The organism is Jatrophihabitans telluris (genome assembly GCF_023516435.1).
GTDB lineage: Bacteria > Actinomycetota > Actinomycetes > Mycobacteriales > Jatrophihabitantaceae > Jatrophihabitans_A > Jatrophihabitans_A telluris.
The window spans coordinates 1,941,546-1,966,102 of the sequence record NZ_CP097332.1 but is presented as its reverse complement, the minus strand read 5'-3'; the positions used below and the strand labels follow the sequence as shown (position 1 = coordinate 1,966,102).

The window sequence follows — 24,557 nt, the reverse complement described above, 5'->3', positions numbered from 1 at the left end:
TCGGCGTTGGAACCGCCCGTCGCTCAGTCGGCGTCAGCCTGGATGGCCGCGGGGATTCCGGCGAAGTAGTCACCCCGGAAGAACACCAGCGGATCGTCGATCTCGCGGTGCACCCCCATCCGGTCGATGCGGGCGAGCACGACTGTGTGGTCGCCCGCGGGGTACTCCGCTTGCACGGTGCATTCCAGCCAGCCGAGCGCATCGGTGAGCAGTGGGGCGCCGTTCTCGCCCGGTGTCCAGTCGATGCTGGCGAACCGGTCACTCACGCGGGCGGCGAACAGCCGGCTGACCGCCTCCTGACCTGCCGACAGGACGTTGATGGCAATCGTCCCGGATTCGCGCAGTACCGGCCAGGTCGATGAGTTCAGCGCAGGGCAGAACAACACGAGTGGGGGTTCCAGCGACACCGAGGTGAACGAGTTGATCGACAGACCGACCGGTCCGGTGGGACTGTCGGCGGTGATTACCGCAACCCCGGTCGGGTAGTGACCGAGCACGTGGCGCGACAGCGCCGCGTCGGGCCCACTCAGGGCCGGACCGTCCGAGGCTGGCACCGGCTGTGTTGCGCTCACAGGACCAGCCTAGCCAGCGCGAGCCAGCACAAGTCTCCTCGGACCGGCCGCGCTGCCCACCCGGCCCCGAGCCGGCGCCGGCGCGACGGGCGGGCATGATCGAGCCCACGGTGCGGTTCCACGCGGGTTGGCCACGGGCTCGCGCCGCTTGCTCGTGCGAAGGGCCGGGACGCGACCCGACGCCCCGGCGGGGAGTGATGGACGGAGAAGGCAGTCATGCAACTACAGGACGCGATCCGCCTCCGACGCAGCACGGCGCCGGTGGACGACCGGGCGCCGCAGGACCGCGAACTTCGTGCCCTTCTGCAGCTCGCCGCGCACGCACCGGACCATGCTGCCCTGCGACCCTGGCGCCTGGTGACCGTCCGTGGCGAGGACCGGCGGCGCCTGGGCGAGGCGATGGCCGCCGGATTCGGCGATCCCGCGGGCAGCCAGGCCGCAGTCAAGACAGCCGCCAAGACCAGTCGTGCGCCGCTGCTCGTGGGCGTACTCGTGTGCTACCAGGACCACCCCAAGGTCCCGCCTCGTGAACAACTCGCCGCCACGGTCGCGATGGTGACGACTCTGCAGCTGCTGCTGTTCGAGGCGGGCTGGACCGCGATGTGGCGCAGCGGGCCGCCGGTGGAGCTGGCCGAGGTCCAGGCCGCGATGGGGGTCGGGTCCGATGAGCAACTGCTGGGGTGGCTGTACATCGGTGCTACCGCCGCAGGCGGCGCTTCTTCGGCCGAGCCGGAGGACCTGGGGGCGCGCCTGCGCCCGATGCCCGGGCCGGCGTACTCGGCCTGACCGGATCGCCCGCGAGCCGCCAGCCGCTGTGGCGTCGAATTTGCGCGTGAATCACACATATTACGATCGATTCAGTAGCCTATGGCTTGATAGACGATCGAAACAAGAGCAGACTGCAGACATGCTCCGCTCCGACGGGTACTCCTCCGCAGCCCTGGCTTCGCGCCTCACCGACCTCATCGACACCGAGCGCACGGCCTACGCGCAGGCGCGGCCGCGCTCGCAGGCCCTCTTCGCTTCCGCGGAACACCTGTTCGGCCGGGTGCCCATGACCTGGATGACCAAGTGGTCGGGCGGTTTCCCGCTATATCTCGATCGTGCCGAGGGCGCCCGCGTGACCGACATCGACGGGCACAGCTACGCCGACTTCGCTCTGGGCGACACCGGCGCGATGGCCGGGCATTCCCCCGCGCCGGTCGCCGAAGCCATCCGCGCCCGCGCCATCGACAAGGGCGGGATAACGGCGATGCTGCCGACCGAGGACGCGGAATGGGTTGCGGGCGAGCTCAGCCGCCGCTTCGGCCTACCGTTGTGGTCCTTCACGCTGTCGGCCACGGACGCCAACCGCTGGGCCATCCGGCTCGCGCGGCTGGTGACCGGACGTCGGAAGATCCTGGTCTTCTCATACAGCTATCACGGCAGCGTCGACGAGACGTTCGTCATCCTGGACGAGGACGGCCGGGCGCAGTCCAGGCCCGGCAACGTCGGGCCCGCCGTCGATCCCACCGAGACGACGCGGGTCGCACAGTTCAACGACCTGGCGTCGGTGGAGGCTGCCCTCGCCCACGGCGACGTCGCGGTGATCGTCACCGAGCCGGCCCTGACCAACATCGGCATCGTCCTTCCGGAGCCGGGCTTCCTCGACGGCGTGGCGGATCTGGCTCGCCGATACGGGAGCCTGCTGCTCATCGACGAGACGCACACGTTCAGTGCGGGACCGTCCGGCATGACCGGGACGGAGGGTCTGCAACCGGACATCTTCGTCATCGGGAAGTCGATCGGTGGCGGAATCCCCTGCGGCGCCTACGGAATCTCCAACGACATTGCCGAGCGTGTGAGTGCCCTCGCCGCCTCGGGGACCGCCGACATCGATGACGTCGGCGGGGTGGGCGGGACGTTGGCGGGCAACGCGCTGTCGACCGCGGCCATGCGAGCGACCCTCGGCGAGGTGCTCACGGCGACGAACTTCGACCGGATGACCGCACTGGCTACGACGTTCACCGAGGGGATGCGCGAGATTTTCGCGCGGCACCGCCTCCCCTGGACCATCCAGCAACTCGGGGCCCGCGCCGAATTCCGCTACGCCTCACCGGCGCCACGCACGGGCAACGAGTCCGCAGCCGTGGCCGACGCCGGCCTGGACGAGTACTTCCACTTGTACCTGGCCAACCGCGGCGTGCTGATCACTCCGTTTCACAACATGAGCCTGATGTGCCCGGCGACCCGGGCCGAGGACGTGCACGGGCATCTGGGTGTGTTCGAGGACGCGGTTACCCAACTCCTGGCCTGAGCGACCTTCCCGCGTGCGTAACCGCTGGAGGTTGAATGGGCCGGGTGGGGCCCGAGCAGGCACCGAAAGCGATACCGTCTGCGTCGTGACCTCCCAATCGCCGGTGCCGCGCCCCCATCTGACGCGCATCCCGTTGGACGAGATCGACCATCAGTTGATCGGGTTGCTGCAGCGGGACGGTCGTGCCTCCTACGCTGAGCTCGCCCCTGCTGTGGGGCTGTCTCCGCCGGCGGTGCGGCAGCGGGTGCAGCGACTGGTCGAGGGCAATGTCGTCCAGATCGTGGCGGTCACAGATCCACTGGCTCTCGGACTGCCGGTGATGGCCCTGGTCGGGGTGAAGGTCTCGGGCGACGCGATGGCCGTGGCCGACGCGCTCGGGGCGATCCAGCGGGTGATCTACGTCGTGATCACCGGCGGGGCCTATGACCTGTTCGCCGAGATCGTGTGCGAGGACATGGCCGAGCTCTTCGACATCATCAACACCCAGCTTCGCCCGATGGACGGGGTTGCCTCGGTGGAGTCGTTTCCGTACTTCGACATTCACACCCACCGGTTCACCTGGGACACCTCCACCGACTAGGCGCGTGCGGTCCCCGACGATCGACGGTCCGCGGCTGCTGCAAGGATGGGATCATGGTCCTCGAGGTTGCCCTGATCGACGTCAAGCCCGGTAGCGAAGCCGATTTCGAGACGGGCTACCGCAGCGTGCGGGCGGCCCTGACCGACTCGCCCGGGTTGCTGTCCGTCCGCATGACCCACGGTGTGGAGAGTCCGACGAGATTCGTCCTGCTCGTCGAGTGGTCATCCCTGGACGCCCATCAAGCCTTTCGCGACTCCGACCGCTTCGCCATCTGGCGCGGCGGTATCGGCCCGCACTTCGCCGAACCCCCGCATGTCGAACACTTCTCCGACGTCGACTGACAGACCCGGTTGCACGCCCCGCCCTTCGGCCACCGCGCCGGATACGGGGGCGATGTCCCGGCATCGGCGTCAGGCTCGTGAGAAGACCTCGATCATGTTGCCCGCGGGATCGGCGAGCTGCACCCCGTAGTAGCCCAGGTGGTCCGCCTCCCACTGGCGGGGTGCCTGCACGATGCTGATTCCGGCCGCCTGCGCCACCGCGAAGACCGCGTCGACAACCGACGGTAGGGACGTCGTGAGCGCCACATGTGCGTGTCGCGTCGGCCGGGGACCGGCGGCCAGCACGAGCACCGGACGTCCCTCCGGTGCGCTGTAGCCGATGGCGGCGACGGTGTCCGGGTCCTCGGATTCCTCCTCCGGATCGATGTGGTCGACGCTGGCGACCAAGTCCAGCGCGCCGAGCACAGCGTCGTAAACTGGCCGACTGGCCTCGAAGTCGTCGGTGACGATGGTGACGTGATCCAGAGCTGTGCTGAGCATGGCTCCTCTCTACCGGATCGAAAGGATCGACGTGCAACTGCACCCCGAAGTCGCCGACGCCTTGGCCGCGGGCAGGCCGGTGGTCGCCCTGGAAAGCACCATCATCAGCCACGGGCTGCCGCGGCCGGACAACCTGCGGATCGCGCGCGAGATCGAGCACGAGGTCAGGCAGGCCGGCGCGGTCCCGGCCACCATCGCCATCGTCGACGGGCAGGCCCGCATCGGCCTTGACGACGATGCCCTCAGGGCCGTGGCCAGTTCGGACGAGGTGGTCAAGGTGAGCGTCCGCGATATCGCGACCGTGGCCGCTCGAAACGGCATCGGCGCGACGACCGTCGCCTCGACGGCGCACCTGGCCGCGCTGGCCGGGGTGAAGGTTTTCGCGACCGGAGGTTTGGGCGGAGTGCACCGCGAGGCTCGTGATTCGTGGGACGAGTCGGCAGACCTGACGACGCTGTCGCGTACCCCCATCACCGTTGTCTGCGCCGGGGTGAAGTCGATCCTCGACGTCGCCGCGACGTTGGAGAGGCTGGAGACGCTCAATATCGGAGTGCTCGGTTTCGGCACCAACGCCTTCCCGGGGTTCTATCTGGCCGACTCCGGTCACCGGCTGGATTGGCGGGTGGACTCCCCCGCCGAGGTCGCCGCCGTGATGCGGGCCCGCGAGCAACTGTCCACGGACGGATATGGCCTGGTCGTCGCGAACCCGATCCCGGAGGCCGACCAGCTCGATGTGACCCTGCACGACCGGGTGTTGCAGGCGGGCCTGACTGAATTGGACCGGCGCGGCGTCAGCGGCAAGAACGTGACTCCGTTCCTGCTGGAGTTCTTCCATGCCCAGACGCACGGTGCATCCTTGGCGGCCAATGTCACGCTCGTCCTCAACAATGCCCGGGTGGCGGCTCGAATCGCTGCCGAGTACGCCGCGTCGTCATGACCGGGCGGGTTGTCTGCGTCGGCGATCTCATGATCGACGTGCTGGCAGAGCTTCCCGGGCCGCTGTCGCCTGGTTCGGATGCCCCGGCAAGCATCAGCGTCAGCGCTGGCGGATCAGCCGCCAACACCGCCGCGTGGCTCGCCGCTGTTGGCGTCCCGGTGACCTTCGTCGGCCGCGTGGGGAAGGACAGCTTCGGTGAGCAGGCCGAGCAGGACTTGGCCCGCGCCGGTGTCATCTCGTCGGTGACCGTGGACCCGGCGGCGCCGACCGGCGTGTGCATCGTGCTGATCGGGCCGGACGGTGAGCGGACGATGGTCCCCTCTGCCGGCGCCAACGCCCGGCTCACCGCGGCCGACGTCCTCGGCGTGCTCGCCCCGGACGACTGGCTGCACGTCTCGGCCTATCCCTTGCTGCGACCGGCGACGAACACCGCGGTTCGAGCGGTGCTGCTGGAGGCCGAACGTCGTGGCCTGCCGATCTCGATCGATGCCGCCTCCGCGGCGCCGTTGCTGGCAGCCGGAGCGGCCGAGTTCTTGTCCTGGCTGCCGCACCGTTCGTTGTTGATCGCCAACGCCGATGAAGCTCGGAGTCTGACCGGGCTCCACAGCGCAACGGCGTCCGCGGAAGCCCTGGCCACCGGGGTGGGGGCGGTGGTCATCAAACTGGGCAGCACTGGGGCGGTGGTGGCCTGTGGGGGCGGTGTCGAGACGATCGGCACCGAGCCGGTGCCGGTTCGGGACACGACCGGCGCCGGCGACGCCTTCGCCGCCGGGCTGCTTGCGGACCTGCGCGCAGGGACGTGGCCGGGCGGCCTGGAGGTCCTGGCGGCCGCGGCCCGTTGCGGGCACCGGCAGGGCGCGGTCGCGGTAGAACAGCTGGGCGCCCGGCCACAGCGCCGCGAACCAGCGCGGGAGACCTGAGCCGACCGGTGCGCCGACACGAGGGGCCTACTGCAGGCAGAACTCGTTGCCTTCCGGGTCGGTCATTACCGTCCAGCGACTTCCCGCGTCCCAGCGTTCGGCGACGATCGCCGCGCCGGCAGCCACTAGACGTTCTGCATGAGCCCGGACCGCCGCGGCCCGCTCATCGTCTTCCAGCCGGCGTCCCACATTGACGTCGAGATGGACGCGATTCTTGACCACCTTGTCCTCCGGCACCGCGTGGAAAAACAACCGCGGACCCTCGCCGGCGGGGTCGACCACCGAGCCGAAACCGGATCGTTCTTCAACCGGGATGCCGTATTCGTCGGCGAAGGCGTCCCAGTCGGCAAAGCCCGGCGGCGGCGGTTGGGCCACGTAGTTCAAGGCCAGCGACCAGAACCGGGTCATGACCGCCGTGTCGTGGCAGTCCATCGAGACCTGGAAGGAGAACGCGGGCTCAGCGGTCGTCACTATCGCACCCCAGCCGCATCCATACCGCGAAGCTCCTTCTTGAGTTCCTGAATCTCGTCACGTAGCCGGGCGGCGACCTCGAACTGCAACTCCCGCGCGGCACCGAGCATCTGATCATTGAGCTGCTGGATCAGGTCGGCCAACTCCGCTCTGGGCAACTCGGCGATGTCGAGCTTGCCGTCGGCATGGGCACCCACGCCGACCACGCCGGCCGACGGTGCCCGAGAACTGCCTGTCGAGCGGCCACCCCGCCCGGGAACGGGGGATTTGCCGCGGGACTGGGATCGACCGGAACCGCCGACCGGCGTAGCAAGGAGCTCATCGGTGTCCTCCGCCTCGCGCGCGAGCATGTCGGTGATGTCGGCGATCCGCTTGCGCAGCGGCTGGGGATCGATGCCGTTGGCCTCGTTGTAGGCAAGCTGATGGGCCCGGCGCCGGTTCGTCTCGTCGATCGCCTGCTCCATCGATCGCGTGACGCGGTCGGCGTACATGTGCACCTGGCCCGAGACGTTACGAGCGGCTCGACCGATCGTCTGAATCAGCGAGGTACCCGAGCGCAGGAAGCCCTCCTTGTCCGCGTCGAGGATGGCGACCAGTGACACCTCCGGCAGGTCGAGACCCTCGCGCAGCAGGTTGATGCCGACGAGGACGTCGTACTCACCCATGCGTAGTTCGCGGAGCAACTCCACCCGGCGCAGGGTGTCGACCTCGGAGTGCAGGTACCGAACCCTGATCCCCAGTTCGAGCAGGTAGTCGGTCAGGTCCTCTGACATCTTCTTGGTGAGCGTCGTGACCAGCACACGCTCGTTCCGATCGGCTCGCAGCCGGATCTCGTGCACCAGGTCATCGATCTGGCCCTTGGTGGGTTTGACGATGACCTCCGGGTCGACCAGCCCGGTCGGTCGGATGATCTGCTCGACGAACTCACCCCCGGCCTTGTCCATCTCGTAGTTGCCGGGTGTCGCCGACAGGTACACGGTCTGGCCGATCCGCTCGACGAATTCCTCGAACTTCAGCGGCCGGTTGTCCATCGCGCTGGGAAGGCGGAAACCGTGGTCGACGAGGGTGCGCTTGCGGGACATGTCGCCCTCGTACATGCCGCCCGTCTGCGGAACCGTGACGTGGGACTCGTCGATGACGAGCAGGAAGTCTTCGGGGAAGTAGTCGAGCAGACAGTTCGGCGAGCTGCCCGGTTCCCGGCCGTCGATGTGCAACGAGTAGTTCTCGATTCCCGAGCAGAAACCGACCTGCCGCATCATCTCGATGTCGTAGGTGGTTCGCATCCTCAGCCGCTGCGATTCCAACAGCTTGTTCTGGCTGTCGAGTTCAGCCAGCCTGCCCTCGAGTTCCTTCTCGATGCCCGCGATCGCGCGCTCCATCCGCTCAGGGCCTGCGGCGTAGTGGGTCGCCGGGAAGATGAAGACCTCGTCCACCTCTCTGACCACCTCGCCGGTAAGGGGGTGAAGGTAGTAGAGCCGCTCGATCTCGTCGCCGAACATCTCGACCCTGATGGCGAGTTCCTCGTACACCGGAAAGATTTCGACGGTGTCGCCACGGACCCTGAACGTGCCACGCGTGAAGGCGAGATCATTGCGGGCGTACTGCACGCCGACCAGACCACGAAGGATCTTCTCCCGTTCGATCTGCTGCCCGACCCGCAGCCGCACCGAACGATCGACGTACTCCTGTGGGGTGCCGAGACCGTAGATGCAGGAAACGGTGGCCACCACGACGACGTCGCGGCGGGTGAGCAACGACATCGTCGCCGAGTGGCGCAGCCGTTCCACCTCGGAGTTGATCGCCGAGTCCTTCTCGATGTAGGTGTCGGTCTGCGGGACGTAGGCCTCGGGCTGGTAATAGTCGTAATAGCTGACGAAGTACTCGACTGCGTTGTTCGGCAGCATCTCGCGCAATTCGTTGGCCAACTGTGCGGCGAGGGTCTTGTTCGGCGCCATGATCAAAGCCGGCCGTTGCAAGCGCTCGATCAGCCAGGCCGTGGTCGCCGACTTGCCGGTGCCGGTCGCACCCAGCAGTACGACGTTCTTCTCGCCGGCTCGAATGCGCTTCTCGAGTTCGGCAATCGCGGTCGGCTGGTCCCCCGAGGGCGAGTACTCGCTGATCACCTCGAAGGTGCCAGAGGACGGGACGATGTCGCTCTTGACCCTCATAGAGACCCTCGCCGGGGACGGCTGAAAACGGCCGGGAACGACCGGCTGCTGGAGGAAACGTGCATGAGTCCACCGTACGGCCAGGGTCCGACACAATGGTTCGCCCTGAGCGAGAACGCCGGCTGCTCGCCGGGTCCCCGGCCTGAGGCCGATGCCGGTGCCGATGCCGATGCCGGTGCCGATGCCGATGCCGATGCCGCTCACGGAACGGCGTCAGGAAGTCAGGACAGGTCAGGCGCGGTCAGGACGGGTCAGGCGGGCTCACCCGGCAGCCACCCGTGCCGTGCGGCGTACACGCCGAGCTGGAACCGCGTCGACACCCCGGCGCGCGCCTGGAGCTTCTCCAGGTAGCGGAAGAACGTGCGGCGGCTGATCCGCAGCGTGCGAACGATGTCCTCATCGCTCAACCCGCTGGCGAGCAACCCCAACATGCGCTGCTCGACGGGCTCGATCGAGGAGCCGACGTCGCCGCTGGGGAGGATCGGAAGCGCAGACTTCCAGCACACCTCGAACAGTCCCACCAGAGCGCTGAACAAGGTGCTGGGGCGCACGATCAGCAGCGTCCGGTTCACGTCCGCGTCCGAGATGGACAGCGAGACCAACGCCACCGTGTCGTCGATGATGCTCAGCTTCACCGGCACCGAGGGCAGGACCCGAGCCTGCTCGCCGGCCTTGACACTGGGCAGGATGTTGCCGTCGAGGTAGTTCTCTCGCGCGAGCGAGGCCTGGGAGTACACGACGCGATAGCCGATCCCGCGGGCCAGGTGGTCCAGCTCGGTGTTGTTGGCGGTCCGCGTGCGGTAGTAGGGCGGCGAGTCGAGCCGCCGGATCTCGCGCTCAGCGTGGTCCTCGGCCTGCTTGAGACGGGACAGGATCGCCGGCCCGGTGACGACCTCGACCGGGTGATCGGCGCTGGCCGGCCTGGTCTGGCGGCGGAACTCGCGATAGGCGCGCTGGACCGCGACGGTCGCCTCGTTCAGCTGTCCCTCGCGGCGGCCGGCCAACAGGCGCAGGCCGGCCTCCGGCGGCACCGGAACGTAGCGGCCGGCAGCGTTACCGTCCGGAGCGATCAGGCCGGAGGCCACCAGCGACGAGATCAGCGCGTCTGCACCCTCGACACCCTCGGCACCGCCGGCACCGCCGTGCGCACTCAGCTGCTCGGGTGCGACCGATCCGTCCTCGAGGAGTCGGCGGTAGAGGTCCACCGCCGCAGGATCGACACCGAGGGCGGCGAAATGATGCTTAAGGTCCAGATCGCGCACTACATCCCCTGTCCCGCTAGTGCCAGTGACACATCTGTGTCCTCACATCGTGCCGAGTCCGGCTAACAATCTCTGCGGCGGACGACGCATCCCGTTCATGTTGACCGCCATCACCATGATGGAGCAGAGCACAGGGCCTCGACGACGCGGCCCGTCGCGCTTCGCCCAGCCGCCGCTGCCGACCACGACCTGGTGTGACCCCGGCGGAGGCGGTGGACGTAGCCGGCCGTGGTCCCGATCCTGCGGGACCACGGCCGGCGTCCGCCACAGGCCCGAGACCCGCAGCCGTCCTGGATTGTCTCGGTCAGCGGCCGAGTTCGGCCCCGGGTACCCCTACGGAAAACCCGCCGTCCTGGTCAGACCGCCACCAACCGGGCGTCCACTGCTCGAAATCGAGCAAGCGGCCGCGGCTAGGCACTCTTCGCCGCCGCTTTCTTCGCCACCTTCTTGGCGGGTGCGCGTGTGTCCGGCGTTTGCGCCTTCGATGCGGACGCGGTCTTCGGCGCCGACTTGACCGTCTTCTTCGCCGGAGCCTTTCTCGCCTTCGACACACCCTTTGCGCTCGCCGCTTCCGTGCTGCGGTCCTCAGTAGCCGGCGCAGCCTCCACCGCTCCGTCTGCACGGCCGACCGAGTCCGTCGTCGAACCGGTAGCGGTGCCCGCGCGGGCCCGATCCACACTGCGCTGCAGGGCGGTGAGCAGGTCGATCACCTCTCCGCCGGAGCTGGCGGTACCGGCCGACTCTTCCTCGGGCAATTGGGCCGCGTCGCCGCGTTCGAGCTTGGCGTCGATCAGCGCGACCATCGCCTCGCGGTAGTCGTCGGTGAACTGGTCGGGATCGAAGTCGGCGGCCATGCTCTCCACGAGCGAGGACGCCATGGACAGTTCTTGAGGTCGCAGGTCGACCTCGCCGTCAAGCGTCGCGAAATCGGGGTTGCGGATCTCATCGGGCCACAACATTGTCTGCAACAGGATTGCCTTGTCCCGGACCCGCAGCACCGCGAGGGTCTCCTTCTGCCGCAGCGCAACCTTCACGACCGCGATCCGGTCGGTATCCACCAGTGCTTCGCGCAGCAGCGCGTACGGTTTCACCGCTCGCGCGTCCGGTTCGAGGTAGTAACTCTTGTCGAACAGGATCGGATCGACCTGCTCGCGTGGCACGAATTCCACGACGTCGATCTCGCGGCCCGTCGACACCGGCAGCTTGTCCAGGTCGTCGTCGGTCAATATGACCAGCTGGCCGTCGGAAGTCTCGTAGCCCTTCGCGATCTCGTCGTAGCTGACCTCCTCGGCACAGATGCTGCAGGTTCGCTTGTAGCGAATGCGGCCGCCGTCGTCCCGATGAACCTGATGGAAGCGGATGTCGTGTTCCTCGGTGGCTGCGAATAACCGCACCGGCACGTTGACCAGGCCGAAGGACACCGCGCCCTTCCAGATCGCACGCATGAGGTCCCCTCCTGATGGTTGACCGGTCCGACTCGACGCACGTCCGGCTGGAGCTGCACTTGAGGATGAGCCCGGGACGGGCCAAGGACGAGCCTAGGTGCCCAACGTCCATCCCAACCAGCGAAATGCCGAACACGTTACGGTTGGCTCCTCGCATCGGAGGTAGCCAGTGAGCGCGCAGGACGACCAGCAGGTGGTCACGGTCGAAGGCCGGCAACTAGTCGTGCGCCGTCTGGACAAGGTGCTCTACCCCGAGGCCGGTACGACCAAGGCTCAGGTGCTGGACTACTACGCCCGGATCGCTGCCACCATGCTGCCGCACTTGAAAGACCGGCCGGTCACGCGACTCAGATGGCCGGACGGCACGGCCTCGAAGCCGTTCTTCGAGAAGAACGTCCCGAGCCACGTCCCGGATTGGATTCGGACGGTCGTGCTGCCGACTCCGGGGTCGAGCCGGGACCGGGAGACTCTCACGTTCCCGCTCATCGACGACACCGCGGCCATCATCTGGGCGGCCAACCTGGCCGCGCTCGAGCTGCATGTGCCGCAGTGGACGGTCGGGCCGCGCGGGGGCGTCCACAATCCCGATCGGCTGGTCGTCGATCTCGATCCCGGGGCGCCCGCGGGGCTGGCCGAATGCGCCGAGGTCGCGCGCCTGGTACGGACCGAGCTGGGCGACATCGGCCGGTTCGCGATCGCAGTCACCAGCGGAAGCAAGGGTATGCAGCTGTACGTGCCGCTCAGTGGTGAGCAGAACGCCGGTGTCGTGCACACCTTCGCGCGAGAGCTCGCCGACCAGCTGGCCGCCGATCACCGTGATCTGGTCGTGTCGAAGATGGCCAAGACGTTGCGCCCGGGGAAGGTGCTGCTCGACTGGAGCCAGAACAACCCCGCCAAGACGACGATCTGCCCGTACTCCATGCGCGGCCGCGCGCAGCCCTGGGTGGCCGCACCCCGCACCTGGGAGGAGTTGGACGACCCGGGGTTGGCGCAGTTGTCGATCACGGAGGTTCTTGACCGGGTCGACCGAGACGGCGACCTGGCCGCAGGCCTGCTCAAGGAGGGCGTCCGCCTGGGCTCGTGAGCCCCGCCGAATCCTGCGAAGTCCCGACCGAATCCGGCCCGCGCCGCGAATAAACCGCCGCGCCGCCCACCGACACCGCGATCGTGATGAGGGCGCCGAGCAGCATGGCCGAGGCCTCTCCGTCGGCCAGCACCCGCAGTTGGGTTCCGATCGTCACCGCGGCGACCGGCACGCCCAGCTGAGCCGAGGTGAGCAACGCCAGCGCCGCCGGCTGGCCGAAGAGCCGCCCGCTCAGATGGGCCAGCGCCGCACCCAGGCCGAGCAGGATCCCCACGACCACGAAGTGCGAGTTGTGGCCGAGCCCACGCACGTCGAGGGAGGCCCCGAGCCACACGAAGAAGACCGGTCCGAACAAGCCCTCGGTGATTGCGAACAACTGGCGCGTCAACCGGCGCGGGGACCCGACGGCCGCGACTGCCAGCCCCAGGCTGAAGCCGGCAAGCAGCACCGAGACCTTCAGGGCGGCGGCGAGTGCGGCCAGCCCGAACAACACGGCGAGGCTGAAACGCAGCTCCAGGGCGAACCGCCGGTCTTCGGAGACGCGGTGCAGTCGACGCCGCCAGCCACTGTGCTCGGCCTGCCGAAGGAGCAGGAAGACGAGGCCGGCAACGGTGAGGACGGCCACGCTGCCCAGACCGGCTCGCACGGCGTGGCGAGGGTCGATGACCAGCGGCAGCGCCACGATGCACGCGGCATCGGCGAGTGCGACCTGCGGCAGGCTGGCCAGCACAGCATCGCCTGACAAGCCGAGCGACTGGACGGTCGGCAGGATCAGAGCCGCCGACGAGGACGCCATCAGCACGGCATAGATCCCGACATGGCCGGTATGGAACAGGACGTTGAGGGCCAGGGCGACCAGGACCGCCAGCGCCGCCGTCACAGCGACCCGGAGCACGGACGGACGCAGCGCCGAGCGCAGTTCGCGAGAGCGCACCGGCACGTGGGAGCCAGCCACGAACATGACCAGCGCGAAGCCGATCTGGCCCAGGAAGGAGAAAGTCGGGTCGGCGGCGTCGAGATAGCCGGTTCCCGTCGACCCGAGGGCTAGCCCCGCCGCGAGTTCACCGAGCATGACCGGCAGATGCCAGCGCCGGGGTAGCGCCAGCAACGGTCCGGCGATGCCCGCGACGACGACGACCGCCAGGGTGGCAAAAGTCACCGGCCCACCTCCCTCTCCGCTGAACCGCGCCCACCGTGGCGCCGTCGTTCGACACGCGTTGGGCGAGAGTATGCCGTTGGCGAACATCGGCCCGAGCGATCGGCAGGAGAACTTCGCCTGCCTAACGATCGACCTAGACTGAACTCGTGCCACGTGAACCCGACTCGTCCCGTCCGAATCGGCCGCAGTGGCTGCGCCGGCTGCTGGGCTACTGCCTGCGCCACCGCCGAGATCTGATCGGGGCCTTCGGAGCCTCGCTGGTGGGCGCGCTCATCTCCGTCGCGGTGCCGCTCGTCGTCAAGCACGTGATCGATTCGGTCAGCGGCCCCACTACCGGTCAAACCCACCACCGTTCGGCCATCGGCTGGTGGATCGCGATCCTGGTCGTCGCCGCCCTCGCCCAGTACGGATTGACCTTCTACCGCCGTTTCTCGGCCGGACGGTTGTCCCTGTCGGTGCAGTACGACCTGCGGGCCGACATCTTCCGCTCCCTGCAGCGGCTGGACGGTGCGGCTCAGGACAGCCTGCACACCGGTCAGATCGTCAGTCGATCGATCACCGACGTCGGCCTCGTCCAAGGGTTGTTGGCCTTCTTGCCGATGTTGACCGGCAACGTCCTGCTGTTCGGGATCAGCCTGATCGCGATGCTGTTCCTGTCGCCGATGCTGACCCTGGTCGCCGTGGCCATCGCGCCGGCTCTGTGGTTCGTGGCGCTGGCCTCTCGGCGCGACCTGTTTCCGGCCAACTGGGACGCCCAGCAGCAGGCCGGCGATCTGGTCGGCCAGGTCGAGGGCACCGTCACCGGTGTGCGCGTGGTCAAGGGTTTCGGCCAGGAACAACGTGAGGTCCAGACCCTGCAGGCGCGGGCGCTGCGACTGTTCGGCTCGCGCATGCGCGTCGTCCGACTGCAGGCACGCTATTCCGCCGCGTTGTCAGCGATTCCCGCCCTCGGCCAGGTAGGGGTGTTGTTGCTCGGCGGCTGGTTGGCCCTGCACGGCCACATCACCCTCGGAACCTTCCTGGCGTTCTCCACCTACCTCGGCCAGCTCGTCGGACCGGTTCGTCAGGTCACCGCGCTGCTGACCATCGGCCAGCAAGCCCGCGCCGGTGTGGAGCGCGTGCTGGAGGTGATCGACGCCTCCCCCGACATCGTCGACCCCGAACTGCCCACCCCGCTCCCGCAGGGCCCACTGTCGATCGAGTTCACCAGCGTCCGGTTCGGCTACACCACCTCCGAGCCGGTGCTCACCGGACTCGACCTGGCGATCGGCGCCGGTGAGACGGTGGCGATCGTCGGGGGCGCCGGATCGGGCAAGTCCACGCTGGCCATGCTCGTACCGCGGTTCTACGACGTGCACTCCGGGCGGATCCGGGTGGGTGGCGCCGACGTGCGCGACCTCGAACTCAGCCAGTTGCGCTCCAGCCTCGGCATGGTGTTCGAGGACAGTTTCCTGTTCTCCGACACGATTGCCGCCAATATCGCCTACGGCCGGCCCGAGGCCACCCCGGAACAGGTGCGCGCCGCCGCTGCCGCGGCCGAGGCCGAGGGGTTCATCGCGGCTCTGCCGGACGGATTCCAGACGCTGGTCGGCGAGCGCGGCCTCACCCTTTCCGGGGGCCAGCGCCAGCGGATCGCGCTCGCCCGGGCGCTGCTGACCGAACCTCGCATCCTGCTGCTCGACGATGCCACCAGCGCGGTCGACCCACGGGTCGAGGCGGAGATCCTAGCCACCCTGCGCCGCCTGATCACCGGACGGACGACTCTGCTGATCGCGCACCGGCGCTCGACCCTCGCTCTGGCCGATCGCATCGTGGTACTCGACGGCGGCTCGGTGAGCGACATCGGAACCTTCGATGAGCTGATGGGCCGCTCCGCACTGTTCCGCCTGTTGCTGGCCGGACCTGGCGACGATGCCGAAGGACGCGATGCCGGGCGCGTCCGTGACGATGCCGAACCGCTGGAACCTGACGACAGCGGCGTGACCCCGCTCCTGTGGCGTGCCCCCGAACCTGGCGTGGTCGCGACGCCCAGCACGAACCAGGCGGCGGCCGCAGCCGTGGCGGCCGGTGCGCCCGGCCACGGCGGCGGCATGTTCGGCGCCGTCCCCGCGTCGGCGGACCTCATCGCCAAGGTCGCCGCCCTGCCGCCGGCAACCGACCGACCAGACCTGGACGAGTCAGCCGTGCAGGCTCCGGACCCTGCTTTTGATCTGCGCAGGCTGCTGACCCCGGTCCGGCTGGCCTTCATCCTCGGGATCGCCCTGATCGGTCTGGACGCGATCCTGCAGCTCGCCCTTCCCGCCTTGATCCGTACCGGCATCGACGACGGCGTCAGCCGGCATTCGGCCGGCCTGCTGCTGACGGTTTCCGCGATCGCCCTGGGTGTCCTGCTGCTGGACTGGTCGGTGAGCGCATCCGGTCAGCGCCTGACCGGACGTACCGGTGAGCGTCTGCTCTACAGCCTGCGCGTCAAGACGTTCGCCCACCTACAGCGCCTGGGCCTGGACTACTACGAGCGCGAGCTGGGCGGTCGAATCGTGACCCGCATGACGACAGACGTCGATGCGCTGTCCAACTTCTTGCAGACCGGACTGGCCACCGCACTGGTAAGTCTGCTCACCCTGCTCGGCGTGCTCGTGGCGCTCATCCTGCTCGACGCCCAGCTGTCATTGGTCCTTCTGGTGATGCTCCCCGTCCTGATCGGGGCGACGCTGCTGTTCCGGCGCAAGTCAGTCCCGGCCTATGTCGAAGCGCGCGAACGGGTGAGCACGGTCAACGCCCAGTTCCAGGAGAACGTCGCCGGCGTCCGGGTTGCCCAGGTGTTCAGTCGGGAGGACTACAACACCGAGCAGTTCCTCGGCGCTGCGCGGCGGTACCAGCAATCGCGGATGCGGGCCCAGACCTACATCGCCGCCTACTTCCCGTTCGTGCAGCTGCTGGCCGATCTGTCCGGCGCGCTCGTGCTCGCCTTCGGTGCCCAGCGGCTGGACCACCACACCTTGACGGCGGGCTCACTCATCGCCTTCTTCCTCTATTTGGACGCGTTCTTCGGTCCGGTTCAGCAGCTGTCGCAGGTTTTCGACGGTTATCAGCAAGCCAGCGTGGGCCTGTCCCGGCTGCAGGAACTGCTGCGGACGCAGACCTCGACTCCGTTGCGCGCCGATGCCGAGCCGGTCGACGAGCTGACCGGTGAGGTCCGATTCGACCGGGTCGAGTTCGCCTACGCGGGCGCCGATCGACCGGCGGTGACGGGGCTCGATCTTCAGATCCCCGCGGGCCAGTCGATCGCGCTGGTCGGCCAGACCGGGGCCGGTAAGTCCACCGTCGTCAAGCTCATCGCCCGCTTCTACGATCCGACGTCGGGCTCGGTGATCGCTGACGGACGCGATCTGCGCTCCCTGCGGTTGAGCGACTTCCGCCGACGTCTGGGCTACGTCCCGCAGGAGAGCTACCTGTTCGACGGAACGGTCGCCGATGCCATCGCCTACGGCCGACCTCAGGCGACACCGGCTGAGATCGAGTCGGCCGCGCGGGCGGTCGGCGCGCACGAGATGATCGCCTCGCTACGGGACGGCTACCTGCAGCAGGTCGGCGAGCGCGGGCGGAACCTGTCCGCCGGCCAGCGCCAGCTGGTGGCCCTGGCCCGCGCCGAACTGGTGGATCCCGACATCCTGCTGCTCGACGAGGCGACGGCGGCGCTGGACCTGGCCAGCGAGGCGGCGGTGGTGGCGGCGACCGAGCGGCTCACCCGGCATCGCACGACGGTGACAGTGGCCCACCGGCTGAGCACCGCAGCGCGCGCGGACCGGATCCTGATGTTGTCCGACGGGCGGATCGTCGAGGACGGAAGCCATGCCCAACTGCTCGCCGCCGACGGTGCGTACGCAGCGCTGTGGCGGTCCTACATGCAGGGCACGGACGGGTCGGCCTCAGACGTCATCGACGAGGTGGCCGAAGTAACCGGGTCCGTGACCTGATTCGGCCGAGCAGTCCTCATCCAGGCGGACGTCGGCGTGGCGGTGATCGGCCTGCAGCGTGGCATGCCCGATGTGGTGTCGCGCCGCGAGCACGTCCCTGACCTCGTTCGCCACCGCGTGGCAGTCGTAGTCGCGGCCGACGACGACATGGGCCGACAGGGCCGGCTCGGCCGCCCCGAGGTCCCAGACGTGCAGGTCGTGGATCTCGATCACACCCGGCACCCGGGCCATGTCTCCGCCGACGATCTCCGGATCGATGCCGTCGGGCGCGGCCTCCAGGAAGACCCGGTTCGCTGCCCGGACGAGCACCAGCCCGGATTGGACCATGAGCACCGCGACGATCAACGAGGCCACGGCGTCGGCTCGGTTCCAGCCGGTCAGGAGCACGACCGCACCGGCTATGGCGGTTGCCACGAACGCCCAGAGATCGTTGACGATGTGCGCGACGGCACCGCGCACGTTGAGACTGTCCCGGTTGGCCCGCCCGGCGAAATACACCGCCAGCAGGTTCACGCCCACCCCGATCACGGCAACGACGAGAACCAGCCCGCCCTGAACGGGTGGCGGATCGAACAGGCGACGCACCGCCGCGACAGCGAACCACACCGCGAGAAGCAGCAGGGTGATGCCGTTGGCCTGGGCCGAGACCGCATCGATCCGGGTGAATCCGTAGGTGTAGCGCCCGCGGGCGGGACGGCGGGCGAGCCGGGCGGCGATGACGGCCAGGCCGAGCGCGGCCGCGTCGGTGAGCATGTGTCCGGCGTCGGCGACCAAGGCCAGGGAGTGGGCGGCCCAGCCCAGTACTACTTCGGCCACCATGAACGTGACGATGACGGACAGCGACGCCAGCAGCCAGCGTTGGTCGGTCGCAGCGGTCACCTCGACGTGTCGGTGTCCCCCGCCGTGAGCGTGCTGGGCCGAGTCGTCCTGCGACCGACCGTGGCCGTCGACGTCGCGGCTCGAGGCGGTCATGACGGGCGTTCCGGGTGAACGAGCTCGGTATGGCCGACGTGGGCGAACGCGGTGGCGAGCAGCTCGGCGACGTGATCGTCGGCGAGCCGGTAGAACGCCAGCCGTCCGACCCGGCGGACGTCGACGACTCGGTGAGCTCGCAGCAGCCGCAGGGCGTGCGAGGCCGCCGACTCACTCAGGTGAGCGGCGATCGCCAGCCGGCCGACGTTGGCCTCGCCCAGGCGCAGCGCGATGAGCAGCCGAAGCCGGCCAGGATCGGACAGCAGGCCGAAGATCTCAGCGGTGTCGAGCAGATCGGCTTCGCTGAGCTCGTCGATCGATGCGTCCGGCTGGCGCGTCGAGACGTCTGAACGACTGTTCATACATTCAGAATGCGTTCCACATCGCCGACCGTCAACTCGGCCCCTGACGGCCGGCGCGAGACGGAGCCGGCCATGACGCCCGAGCATCACCAGCTCTGGTGCAGTGGTCGTCCTTCGGCGTATCCGGCCGCGCTCTGGATCCCGACGAGCGCCCGCTCGGAAAACTCGGCGATCGTGCGCGCCCCCGCGTAGGTGAACGAGGACCGCACGCCCGCGACCACAGCGTCGATCAGATCCTCGACACCTGGCCGCTCGGGATCGAGGAACATCCGGCCCGAGGAGATTCCCTCCTCGAACAGGGCCTTGCGCGCGCGGTCGAATGGGGTCTCGCTGCTGGTGCGGTTGGCCACCGCGCGGGCCGAGGCCATCCCGAAGCTGTCCTTGTAGGAGCGCCCGTCCGCCGAGAGATGCAGATCTCCGGGCGATTCGTAGGTCCCGGCGAACCAGGAGCCGATCATCACCGCGGAGGCTCCGGCAGCCAGGGCCAGCGCCACGTCCCGCGGGTGCCGCACGCCACCGTCGGCCCAGACGTGGGCCCCCCTCGCGGCCGCGGCGGTGGCGCATTCGAGGACCGCTGAGAACTGCGGCCGGCCGACGCCGGTCATCATGCGAGTCGTGCACATCGCGCCAGGGCCCACGCCGACCTTGACGATCGTCGCTCCCGCGTCGAGCAGATCGTTGACGCCGGCCTCGGTGACCACGTTGCCGGCCACCACGGGAACGGCTGGCGCGAGCTTGCTGGTGACGGCCTCCAGGGCTTCGATCATCCGGCGTTGCTGGCCGTGCGCGGTGTCGAAGACGAGCAGGTCGGCGCCGGCGTCGAGCAGCCGCTCCGCCTTGCCCACGACGTCTCCGTTGACCCCGATCGCGGCACCGATTCGTAATGCGCCGGCGGCATCGACCGCAGGTTGGTAGAGGGTGGACCGCAACGCCGCGGTCCGGGTGAGGACGCCGACGAGCAAGCCGTTGGCGTCGATGACCGGGGCGAGCCGATGATGTTCGGCCGAGAGGCGGTCGAAGGCCTCGCGGGCGGCGATGGTGTCCGGCAACGTCAACAGCCGCGTCGACATGACGTCCTTGAGCTGGGCGAACCGATCGACACCGATCGTGTCGCGCTCGGTGACCACCCCGACCGGTTTGCCGGCCGCGACGACGACGACGGCTCCGTGAGCCCGCTTGGGTAGCAGCGCGAGCGCATCAGACACAGGGTCGGTCGGGCTCAGGGTGAGGGCGGTGTCGTAGACGAGGTGGCGGCGCTTGACCCAGCCGATGACCTCGCTGACGACCTCGACAGGAATGTCCTGGGGCACGATGGCCAGACCGCCTCGGCGGGCCACGGTCTCGGCCATTCGACGACCGGCGACCGCGGTCATGTTCGCCACGACGAGCGGAATGCTCGCCCCGCTGCCGTCGCCGGTGGCGAGGTCCACGTCGAAGCGGGACGCTACGTCGGACAGCCTGGGAACCATGAAAACGTCGTCGTAGGTGAGGTCATAGGACGGCGTCAGACCGTTGAGGAACTCCACGTTTGCAGCATCCTACCGTCCGCACGGACAGGCCCGGGATCGTGCCGCCCGCGGTTCCGTACGCTCGGGGCGTGACTCTGGCCGTCTTCGACATCGATGGTGTCGTAGCCGACGTGCGGCACCGGCTGCATTACCTGGAAGGTCGCTACCAGGACTGGGAGAGCTTCTTCGAGGGTGCCCACGCCGATCCCGTCCTCGAGCAGGGGGCGGCGCTGGTCAAGCGCTATCGGGACGACGGCCATGACATCGCCTGGCTGACCGGACGTCCCAGCTGGTTGCGCTCCGTCACGCAGAACTGGCTTGTCGCGGCCGGACTGCCCACCGACGAGTTGCTCATGCGAGCCAGCGGTGACTACCGCCCGGCCCGGTTCCTCAAGGTTCAGGTCCTGCGTTCCCTCGCGGAACGAGAGATCCTGCTGTTCGTCGACGACGACCCCGACGTGGTGGCGACCGCGGCCGCGGCCGGATTCACGACCCTGCACGCGACGTGGGTGCCGCACAGCAAAACCCTCCGCCGAGCGCAGGAAGTCAACGGCAGAACGTGATTTGTCCTACTTGTCCGCGTTAGGTGGTCGTAAGATTGCGAATTGGTGAAGTTGTACGGTCAACTTTGCCGAGATGGCTGAAATCGCTCTCAAAATGGACGATCATAGGTGTGTAGTACGACACACCACCGAGGAACTGACATGAGCCCGCACATCAGCAGCGAAACGACAGACGGCCAGTTCGGCGTCCACTCCACCGCTGGCATCTGCAACCACATCCCGGCCTGCCCCGACGCGAACGGTCTCGATCGCGACGCCGCCCACGTGATCGCCGGCCACCCGGAACAGGGATGGAGCCTTCTCTGCAACGGCGTCGTCCTCTTCGAGGACTCCGGCGAGATCCTTCCGGACGGGCACTGCGTGCACGCCCGACGGGCAGAACTCACCGCCGCCGCGTTGCACCGCGTCGCCTGACGCTCGGCTTGACCCCCCGTCCGACGCCGCCGCCTGACGCGGTCGCAGTTGGCTCGGACCCGCCCTCGGCGACCCCCGGCTAGCTGACGGGCTCGGCGAACTCCTCGATCGGCGGGCACGAACAGACCAGGTTGCGGTCGCCGTAAGCGCCGTCGATACGCCGCACCGGCGACCAGTACTTGGCTCGCGGGTCGACCCCGCGCGGATAGACCGCCTCGGCCCGCGTGTACGGGTGCCTCCACTCTCCGGCGATCGACGCCGCCGTGTGCGGGGCGTTGCGCAGCGGATTGTCGGCGACCGGCCAGCGACCGGCCGCGACCTCGTCGATCTCCGCACGGATCGCGATCATCGCGTCGATGAAGCGGTCGATCTCGGCCAGATCCTCACTCTCCGTCGGCTCCACCATCAACGTCCCCGCGACCGGGAACGACATCGTCGGCGCGTGGAAGCCGTAGTCGATCAGCCGCTTGGCGACGTCGTCGACGGTGACGCCGGAATCCTTGGTGATCTGCCGGAGATCCAGAATGCACTCGTGGGCGACCAGGCCCCGGGCGCCGGTGTAGAGGACCGGGAAGTGCTCGGTCAGCCGCGCGGCGATGTAGTTGGCGGACAGGATCGCCGTGCAGGTCGCCTGGACGAGTCCGTCTGGACCCATCAGCCTGATGTAGGCCCAGGTGATGGGCAGGATCGAGGCCGATCCCCATGGCGCGGCCGCGATGGCGCCAGAGCCCGTGTCCGGACCGGCGCTGGACTGCAGCGGGTGGTTGGGCAGGAACGGAGCCAGATGCTGGCGGACCGCTACCGGCCCGATGCCGGGGCCGCCGCCGCCGTGCGGGATGCAGAAGGTCTTGTGCAGGTTCAGGTGGGAGACGTCCGCGCCGAACCTGCCCGGCTTGGCCAGACCGACCATGGCGTTGAGGTTGGCGCCGTCGACGTAGACCTGACCGCCGGCTTCGTGCACCAGGGCGCACACCTCACCGATGTGATCCTCGAACACGCCGTGGGTGGACGGGTAGGTGACCATGATCGCGGCGAGGTCGGCGGCGTGCTTGGTGATCTTCGCCTTGAGGTCGTCGAGATCGACCTCGCCCTCGTCTCCGCTGGTCGCCACGACGACGACCTTCATGCCCGCCAGCACAGCCGACGCGGCGTTCGTCCCGTGCGCGCTGGCCGGGATGAGACAGATCGTCCGGTGCCCGTCCCCGCGGCTGCGGTGATAGTTCGAGATGGCCAGCAGCCCCGCGAACTCACCCTGCGCGCCTGCGTTGGGCTGCAGCGAGACGGCGTCGTAACCGGTGATCTCGGTCAACCAATCCTGAAGATCCTGGATGAGCTTGGCGTAGCCGTCGAACTGGCCTTCCGGAGCAAAGGGGTGGATGTTGGCAAAACCCGGATTCGTGACGGGCTCCATCTCGGTGGTCGCGTTCAGCTTCATCGTGCAGGAGCCGAGCGGGATCATCCCGCGATCGAGGGCGTAGTCGGAGTCGGCGAGCCGGCGCAGGTAGCGCAGCATCGACGTCTCCGAGTGGTGGGTGTTGAAGACCGGGTGGGTGAGGTAGTCGCTCGTGCGACGCAGTCCGACCGGGATCGCCGGTTCCACGGGCGCTTCGGGTACGTAGGGTGCGTTGGAAGTCCCGGCATCCGTGCCCGCGAACGCGGCCAGCACCTCGTCCACGATCGCCGTCGTAGTGGCTTCGTCACAGGCGATCCCGACGGTGTCGGCGTCCACCAGGCGAAGGTTGACCGCCCGCCGATCCGCCTCGGCGACGATCTCGGCCGCGCGGCCGGGAACGGACACGGTGACCGTGTCGAAAAAGGCCTCGGTCAGAACGGTGTGCCCGGAAGAACGCAGGTCCGCGGCGAGTCGGACGGCGTGCCCGTGCACCCCCGCAGCGATGGACCGGAGGCCGGACGGCCCGTGATAGACCGCGTACATGGCGGCCATCACCGCGAGAAGTACCTGCGCGGTACAGATGTTCGAGGTGGCCTTCTCGCGGCGGATGTGCTGCTCACGGGTCTGCAGTGCCAGCCGGTACGCCGGGTGGCCGTCCGCGTCGAGCGACACCCCGACCAGCCGTCCTGGCAGTTGGCGTTCCAGCCCCGAACGGATCGACATGTAGCCGGCGTGCGGACCTCCGAAGCCCAGCGGCACGCCGAAACGCTGGCTCGTGCCGACCGCGATGTCCGCGCCCAGCTCGCCCGGCGAGGTCAGCAGGGTCAGCGCCAGCAGGTCGGCGGCAACCGCTACCAGCGCTCCCGCGGCGTGAGCCTGTTCGATCACCGTCCGGGGATCGCCGATCGCTCCGGAGGCACCGGGATACTGGATCAGCACGCCGAACGGGTCTCCGTCCACGCTCGGCAGGCCCTGTGAGAGGTCGGCGACGAGCACTCGGAGTCCCAGCGCTTGCGCGCGGGTACGGACGACGTCCACGGTCTGCGGGAATGTCTCGGCGTCGAGTACGAACACGTCGGCGCCCTTGCGTGCCGCCGGGGCCGTGCGGTGGGCCAGCGCCATCGCCTCAGCCGCTGCCGTGGATTCGTCGAGCAAGGACGCCCCCGCGGTGGGCAGGCCGGTGAGGTCCTCCACGACCGTTTGGAAGTTCAGCAGGGCCTCGAGCCGCCCCTGGCTGATCTCCGGCTGATAGGGCGTGTAGGCGGTGTACCAGGCGGGATTCTCGAGGACGTTTCGCCGGATGACGGCGGGCGTGAGGGTGTCGTAGTACCCGAGACCGATCATCGACGTGCGCACCACGTTGCGGTCGGCCAGCGCGCGCAGCTCGGCCGCGACCTCGGCCTCGGTCCGCGCCTCGGGCAGTGCCAGAGCCAACCGGGTGCGTATCGACTCGGGCACCGCGGCGGCGATGAGCTCGTCGAGGCTCGCGTACCCGATCGCCTTGAGCATCGAGTCCTGGTCCGCGGTGGTCGTCACGCCGATGTGGCGGTGCGCGAACGGCGTCGCGGCGGGAGCGGGGAGGATCGGAGAAGGGTTCGACATTCGACGTGCTCCGAACGGTGGGCAGCTCGCGCTGACAGGGGTCGAAGATCC

Annotated in this window: 21 protein-coding genes; 10 read left to right on the top strand and 11 right to left on the bottom strand. The window is 68.5% G+C overall.

What is annotated here, in order from left to right; translation table 11 throughout:
- Positions 1–23: 23 nt before the first annotated feature.
- On the bottom strand, positions 24–572 hold the full coding sequence (locus M6D93_RS09200) for a flavin reductase family protein (protein ID WP_249774054.1): 549 nt from the start codon (positions 570–572) through the stop codon (positions 24–26).
- Between the two features lie 216 nt (positions 573–788).
- On the opposite strand from M6D93_RS09200, the gene M6D93_RS09195 reads away from it, so the two are divergent.
- The 4 genes from M6D93_RS09195 (at position 789) to M6D93_RS09180 (ending at position 3,789) form a co-directional block, all read left to right on the top strand.
- Complete coding sequence (locus M6D93_RS09195; RefSeq protein WP_249774053.1) at positions 789–1,358, top strand: nitroreductase family protein; 570 nt, start codon at positions 789–791, stop codon at positions 1,356–1,358.
- 121 nt (positions 1,359–1,479) lie between these two features.
- Entirely contained in the window at positions 1,480–2,868 is a 1,389-nt protein-coding gene (locus M6D93_RS09190; protein WP_249774052.1) for a transaminase, read from the top strand.
- 133 nt (positions 2,869–3,001) lie between these two features.
- On the top strand, positions 3,002–3,448 hold the full coding sequence (locus tag M6D93_RS09185; protein WP_347343597.1) for an Lrp/AsnC family transcriptional regulator: 447 nt from the start codon (positions 3,002–3,004) through the stop codon (positions 3,446–3,448).
- Positions 3,449–3,501: 53 nt separating this feature from the next.
- Positions 3,502–3,789, top strand: a complete 288-nt coding sequence (locus tag M6D93_RS09180) for an antibiotic biosynthesis monooxygenase family protein (protein WP_249774050.1) — start codon at positions 3,502–3,504, stop codon at positions 3,787–3,789.
- Positions 3,790–3,858: 69 nt separating this feature from the next.
- Here the strand turns inward: M6D93_RS09180 and M6D93_RS09175 are convergent, their stop codons facing one another.
- Complete coding sequence (locus tag M6D93_RS09175; RefSeq protein ID WP_249774049.1) at positions 3,859–4,269, bottom strand: VOC family protein; 411 nt, start codon at positions 4,267–4,269, stop codon at positions 3,859–3,861.
- Here M6D93_RS09175 and M6D93_RS09170 point away from each other — a divergent pair.
- Positions 4,268–5,206: a pseudouridine-5'-phosphate glycosidase gene (locus M6D93_RS09170; RefSeq protein WP_249774048.1), complete on the top strand. Its 939-nt coding sequence runs from the start codon at positions 4,268–4,270 to the stop codon at positions 5,204–5,206. The genes M6D93_RS09175 and M6D93_RS09170 overlap by 2 nt on opposite strands.
- Complete coding sequence (locus M6D93_RS09165; RefSeq protein WP_249774047.1) at positions 5,203–6,126, top strand: carbohydrate kinase family protein; 924 nt, start codon at positions 5,203–5,205, stop codon at positions 6,124–6,126. The genes M6D93_RS09170 and M6D93_RS09165 overlap by 4 nt, the downstream gene beginning before the upstream one ends.
- 27 nt (positions 6,127–6,153) lie before the next feature.
- On the opposite strand, the gene M6D93_RS09160 is transcribed toward M6D93_RS09165, so the two are convergent.
- The 4 genes from M6D93_RS09160 to ku form a co-directional block, all read right to left on the bottom strand.
- Positions 6,154–6,597 carry a VOC family protein gene (locus M6D93_RS09160; RefSeq protein WP_249774046.1) on the bottom strand — a complete coding sequence of 148 codons (444 nt, stop codon included), beginning with the start codon at positions 6,595–6,597 and terminating at the stop codon, positions 6,154–6,156.
- Positions 6,597–8,765 carry an excinuclease ABC subunit UvrB gene (uvrB, locus tag M6D93_RS09155; protein WP_249774045.1) on the bottom strand — a complete coding sequence of 723 codons (2,169 nt, stop codon included), beginning with the start codon at positions 8,763–8,765 and terminating at the stop codon, positions 6,597–6,599. Before uvrB ends, M6D93_RS09160 begins: the two co-directional genes overlap by 1 nt.
- Before the next feature lie 251 nt (positions 8,766–9,016).
- A complete protein-coding gene (locus M6D93_RS09150) occupies positions 9,017–10,027 on the bottom strand; it encodes a helix-turn-helix domain-containing protein (protein ID WP_249774044.1) in 1,011 nt (336 codons plus the stop codon).
- A 410-nt stretch (positions 10,028–10,437) separates the two neighbouring features.
- Positions 10,438–11,472 (bottom strand): non-homologous end joining protein Ku, encoded by a 1,035-nt coding sequence (gene ku, locus M6D93_RS09145; RefSeq protein WP_249774043.1) that lies wholly within the window; start codon positions 11,470–11,472, stop codon positions 10,438–10,440.
- A gap of 169 nt (positions 11,473–11,641) precedes the next feature.
- Here ku and ligD point away from each other — a divergent pair, with 169 nt between their 5' ends.
- On the top strand, positions 11,642–12,556 hold the full coding sequence (ligD, locus tag M6D93_RS09140) for a non-homologous end-joining DNA ligase (RefSeq protein WP_249774042.1): 915 nt from the start codon (positions 11,642–11,644) through the stop codon (positions 12,554–12,556).
- On the opposite strand, the gene M6D93_RS09135 is transcribed toward ligD, so the two are convergent.
- Complete coding sequence (locus tag M6D93_RS09135; protein WP_249774041.1) at positions 12,528–13,715, bottom strand: cation:proton antiporter; 1,188 nt, start codon at positions 13,713–13,715, stop codon at positions 12,528–12,530. The two genes, ligD and M6D93_RS09135, sit on opposite strands and share 29 nt — an antisense overlap.
- A gap of 146 nt (positions 13,716–13,861) precedes the next feature.
- On the opposite strand from M6D93_RS09135, the gene M6D93_RS09130 reads away from it, so the two are divergent.
- Entirely contained in the window at positions 13,862–17,692 is a 3,831-nt protein-coding gene (locus M6D93_RS09130) for an ABC transporter ATP-binding protein (protein WP_249774040.1), read from the top strand.
- On the opposite strand, the gene M6D93_RS09125 is transcribed toward M6D93_RS09130, so the two are convergent.
- The 3 genes from M6D93_RS09125 to M6D93_RS09115 all read right to left on the bottom strand — a co-directional run bounded on the left by M6D93_RS09125 (position 17,645) and on the right by M6D93_RS09115 (position 20,552).
- On the bottom strand, positions 17,645–18,664 hold the full coding sequence (locus M6D93_RS09125) for a cation diffusion facilitator family transporter (protein WP_249774039.1): 1,020 nt from the start codon (positions 18,662–18,664) through the stop codon (positions 17,645–17,647). The two genes, M6D93_RS09130 and M6D93_RS09125, sit on opposite strands and share 48 nt — an antisense overlap.
- Positions 18,661–19,026: an ArsR/SmtB family transcription factor gene (locus M6D93_RS09120; protein ID WP_249774038.1), complete on the bottom strand. Its 366-nt coding sequence runs from the start codon at positions 19,024–19,026 to the stop codon at positions 18,661–18,663. Before M6D93_RS09120 ends, M6D93_RS09125 begins: the two co-directional genes overlap by 4 nt.
- An 86-nt stretch (positions 19,027–19,112) precedes the next feature.
- Positions 19,113–20,552, bottom strand: a complete 1,440-nt coding sequence (locus M6D93_RS09115; RefSeq protein ID WP_249774037.1) for a GuaB1 family IMP dehydrogenase-related protein — start codon at positions 20,550–20,552, stop codon at positions 19,113–19,115.
- Between the two features lie 71 nt (positions 20,553–20,623).
- Between M6D93_RS09115 and M6D93_RS09110 the strand changes: the two genes are divergently transcribed.
- Together M6D93_RS09110 and M6D93_RS09105 are read left to right on the top strand one after the other, a co-directional pair.
- On the top strand, positions 20,624–21,097 hold the full coding sequence (locus tag M6D93_RS09110) for a phosphatase domain-containing protein (protein ID WP_249774036.1): 474 nt from the start codon (positions 20,624–20,626) through the stop codon (positions 21,095–21,097).
- Positions 21,098–21,301: 204 nt separating this feature from the next.
- Positions 21,302–21,511, top strand: a complete 210-nt coding sequence (locus M6D93_RS09105; RefSeq protein ID WP_347343596.1) for a DUF5999 family protein — start codon at positions 21,302–21,304, stop codon at positions 21,509–21,511.
- Positions 21,512–21,590: 79 nt separating this feature from the next.
- On the opposite strand, the gene gcvP is transcribed toward M6D93_RS09105, so the two are convergent.
- A complete protein-coding gene (gcvP, locus tag M6D93_RS09100) occupies positions 21,591–24,506 on the bottom strand; it encodes an aminomethyl-transferring glycine dehydrogenase (protein WP_249774034.1) in 2,916 nt (971 codons plus the stop codon).
- Positions 24,507–24,557 lie beyond the last annotated feature (51 nt).

What these genes read in the sequence shown, in the direction of transcription:
- M6D93_RS09195 (WP_249774053.1), top strand. Translation starts at nt 789, where the DNA reads ATGCAACTACAGGACGCGATCCGCCTCCGACGCAGCACGGCGCCGGTG.
- M6D93_RS09190 (WP_249774052.1), top strand. Translation starts at nt 1,480, where the DNA reads ATGCTCCGCTCCGACGGGTACTCCTCCGCAGCCCTGGCTTCGCGCCTC.
- ku (WP_249774043.1), bottom strand. Translation starts at nt 11,472, where the DNA reads ATGCGTGCGATCTGGAAGGGCGCGGTGTCCTTCGGCCTGGTCAACGTG.
- M6D93_RS09120 (WP_249774038.1), bottom strand. Translation starts at nt 19,026, where the DNA reads ATGAACAGTCGTTCAGACGTCTCGACGCGCCAGCCGGACGCATCGATC.
- M6D93_RS09180 (WP_249774050.1), top strand. Translation starts at nt 3,502, where the DNA reads ATGGTCCTCGAGGTTGCCCTGATCGACGTCAAGCCCGGTAGCGAAGCC.
- uvrB (WP_249774045.1), bottom strand. Translation starts at nt 8,765, where the DNA reads ATGAGGGTCAAGAGCGACATCGTCCCGTCCTCTGGCACCTTCGAGGTG.
- gcvP (WP_249774034.1), bottom strand. Translation starts at nt 24,506, where the DNA reads ATGTCGAACCCTTCTCCGATCCTCCCCGCTCCCGCCGCGACGCCGTTC.
- M6D93_RS09125 (WP_249774039.1), bottom strand. Translation starts at nt 18,664, where the DNA reads ATGACCGCCTCGAGCCGCGACGTCGACGGCCACGGTCGGTCGCAGGAC.
- M6D93_RS09170 (WP_249774048.1), top strand. Translation starts at nt 4,268, where the DNA reads ATGGCTCCTCTCTACCGGATCGAAAGGATCGACGTGCAACTGCACCCC.
- M6D93_RS09175 (WP_249774049.1), bottom strand. Translation starts at nt 4,269, where the DNA reads ATGCTCAGCACAGCTCTGGATCACGTCACCATCGTCACCGACGACTTC.
- M6D93_RS09165 (WP_249774047.1), top strand. Translation starts at nt 5,203, where the DNA reads ATGACCGGGCGGGTTGTCTGCGTCGGCGATCTCATGATCGACGTGCTG.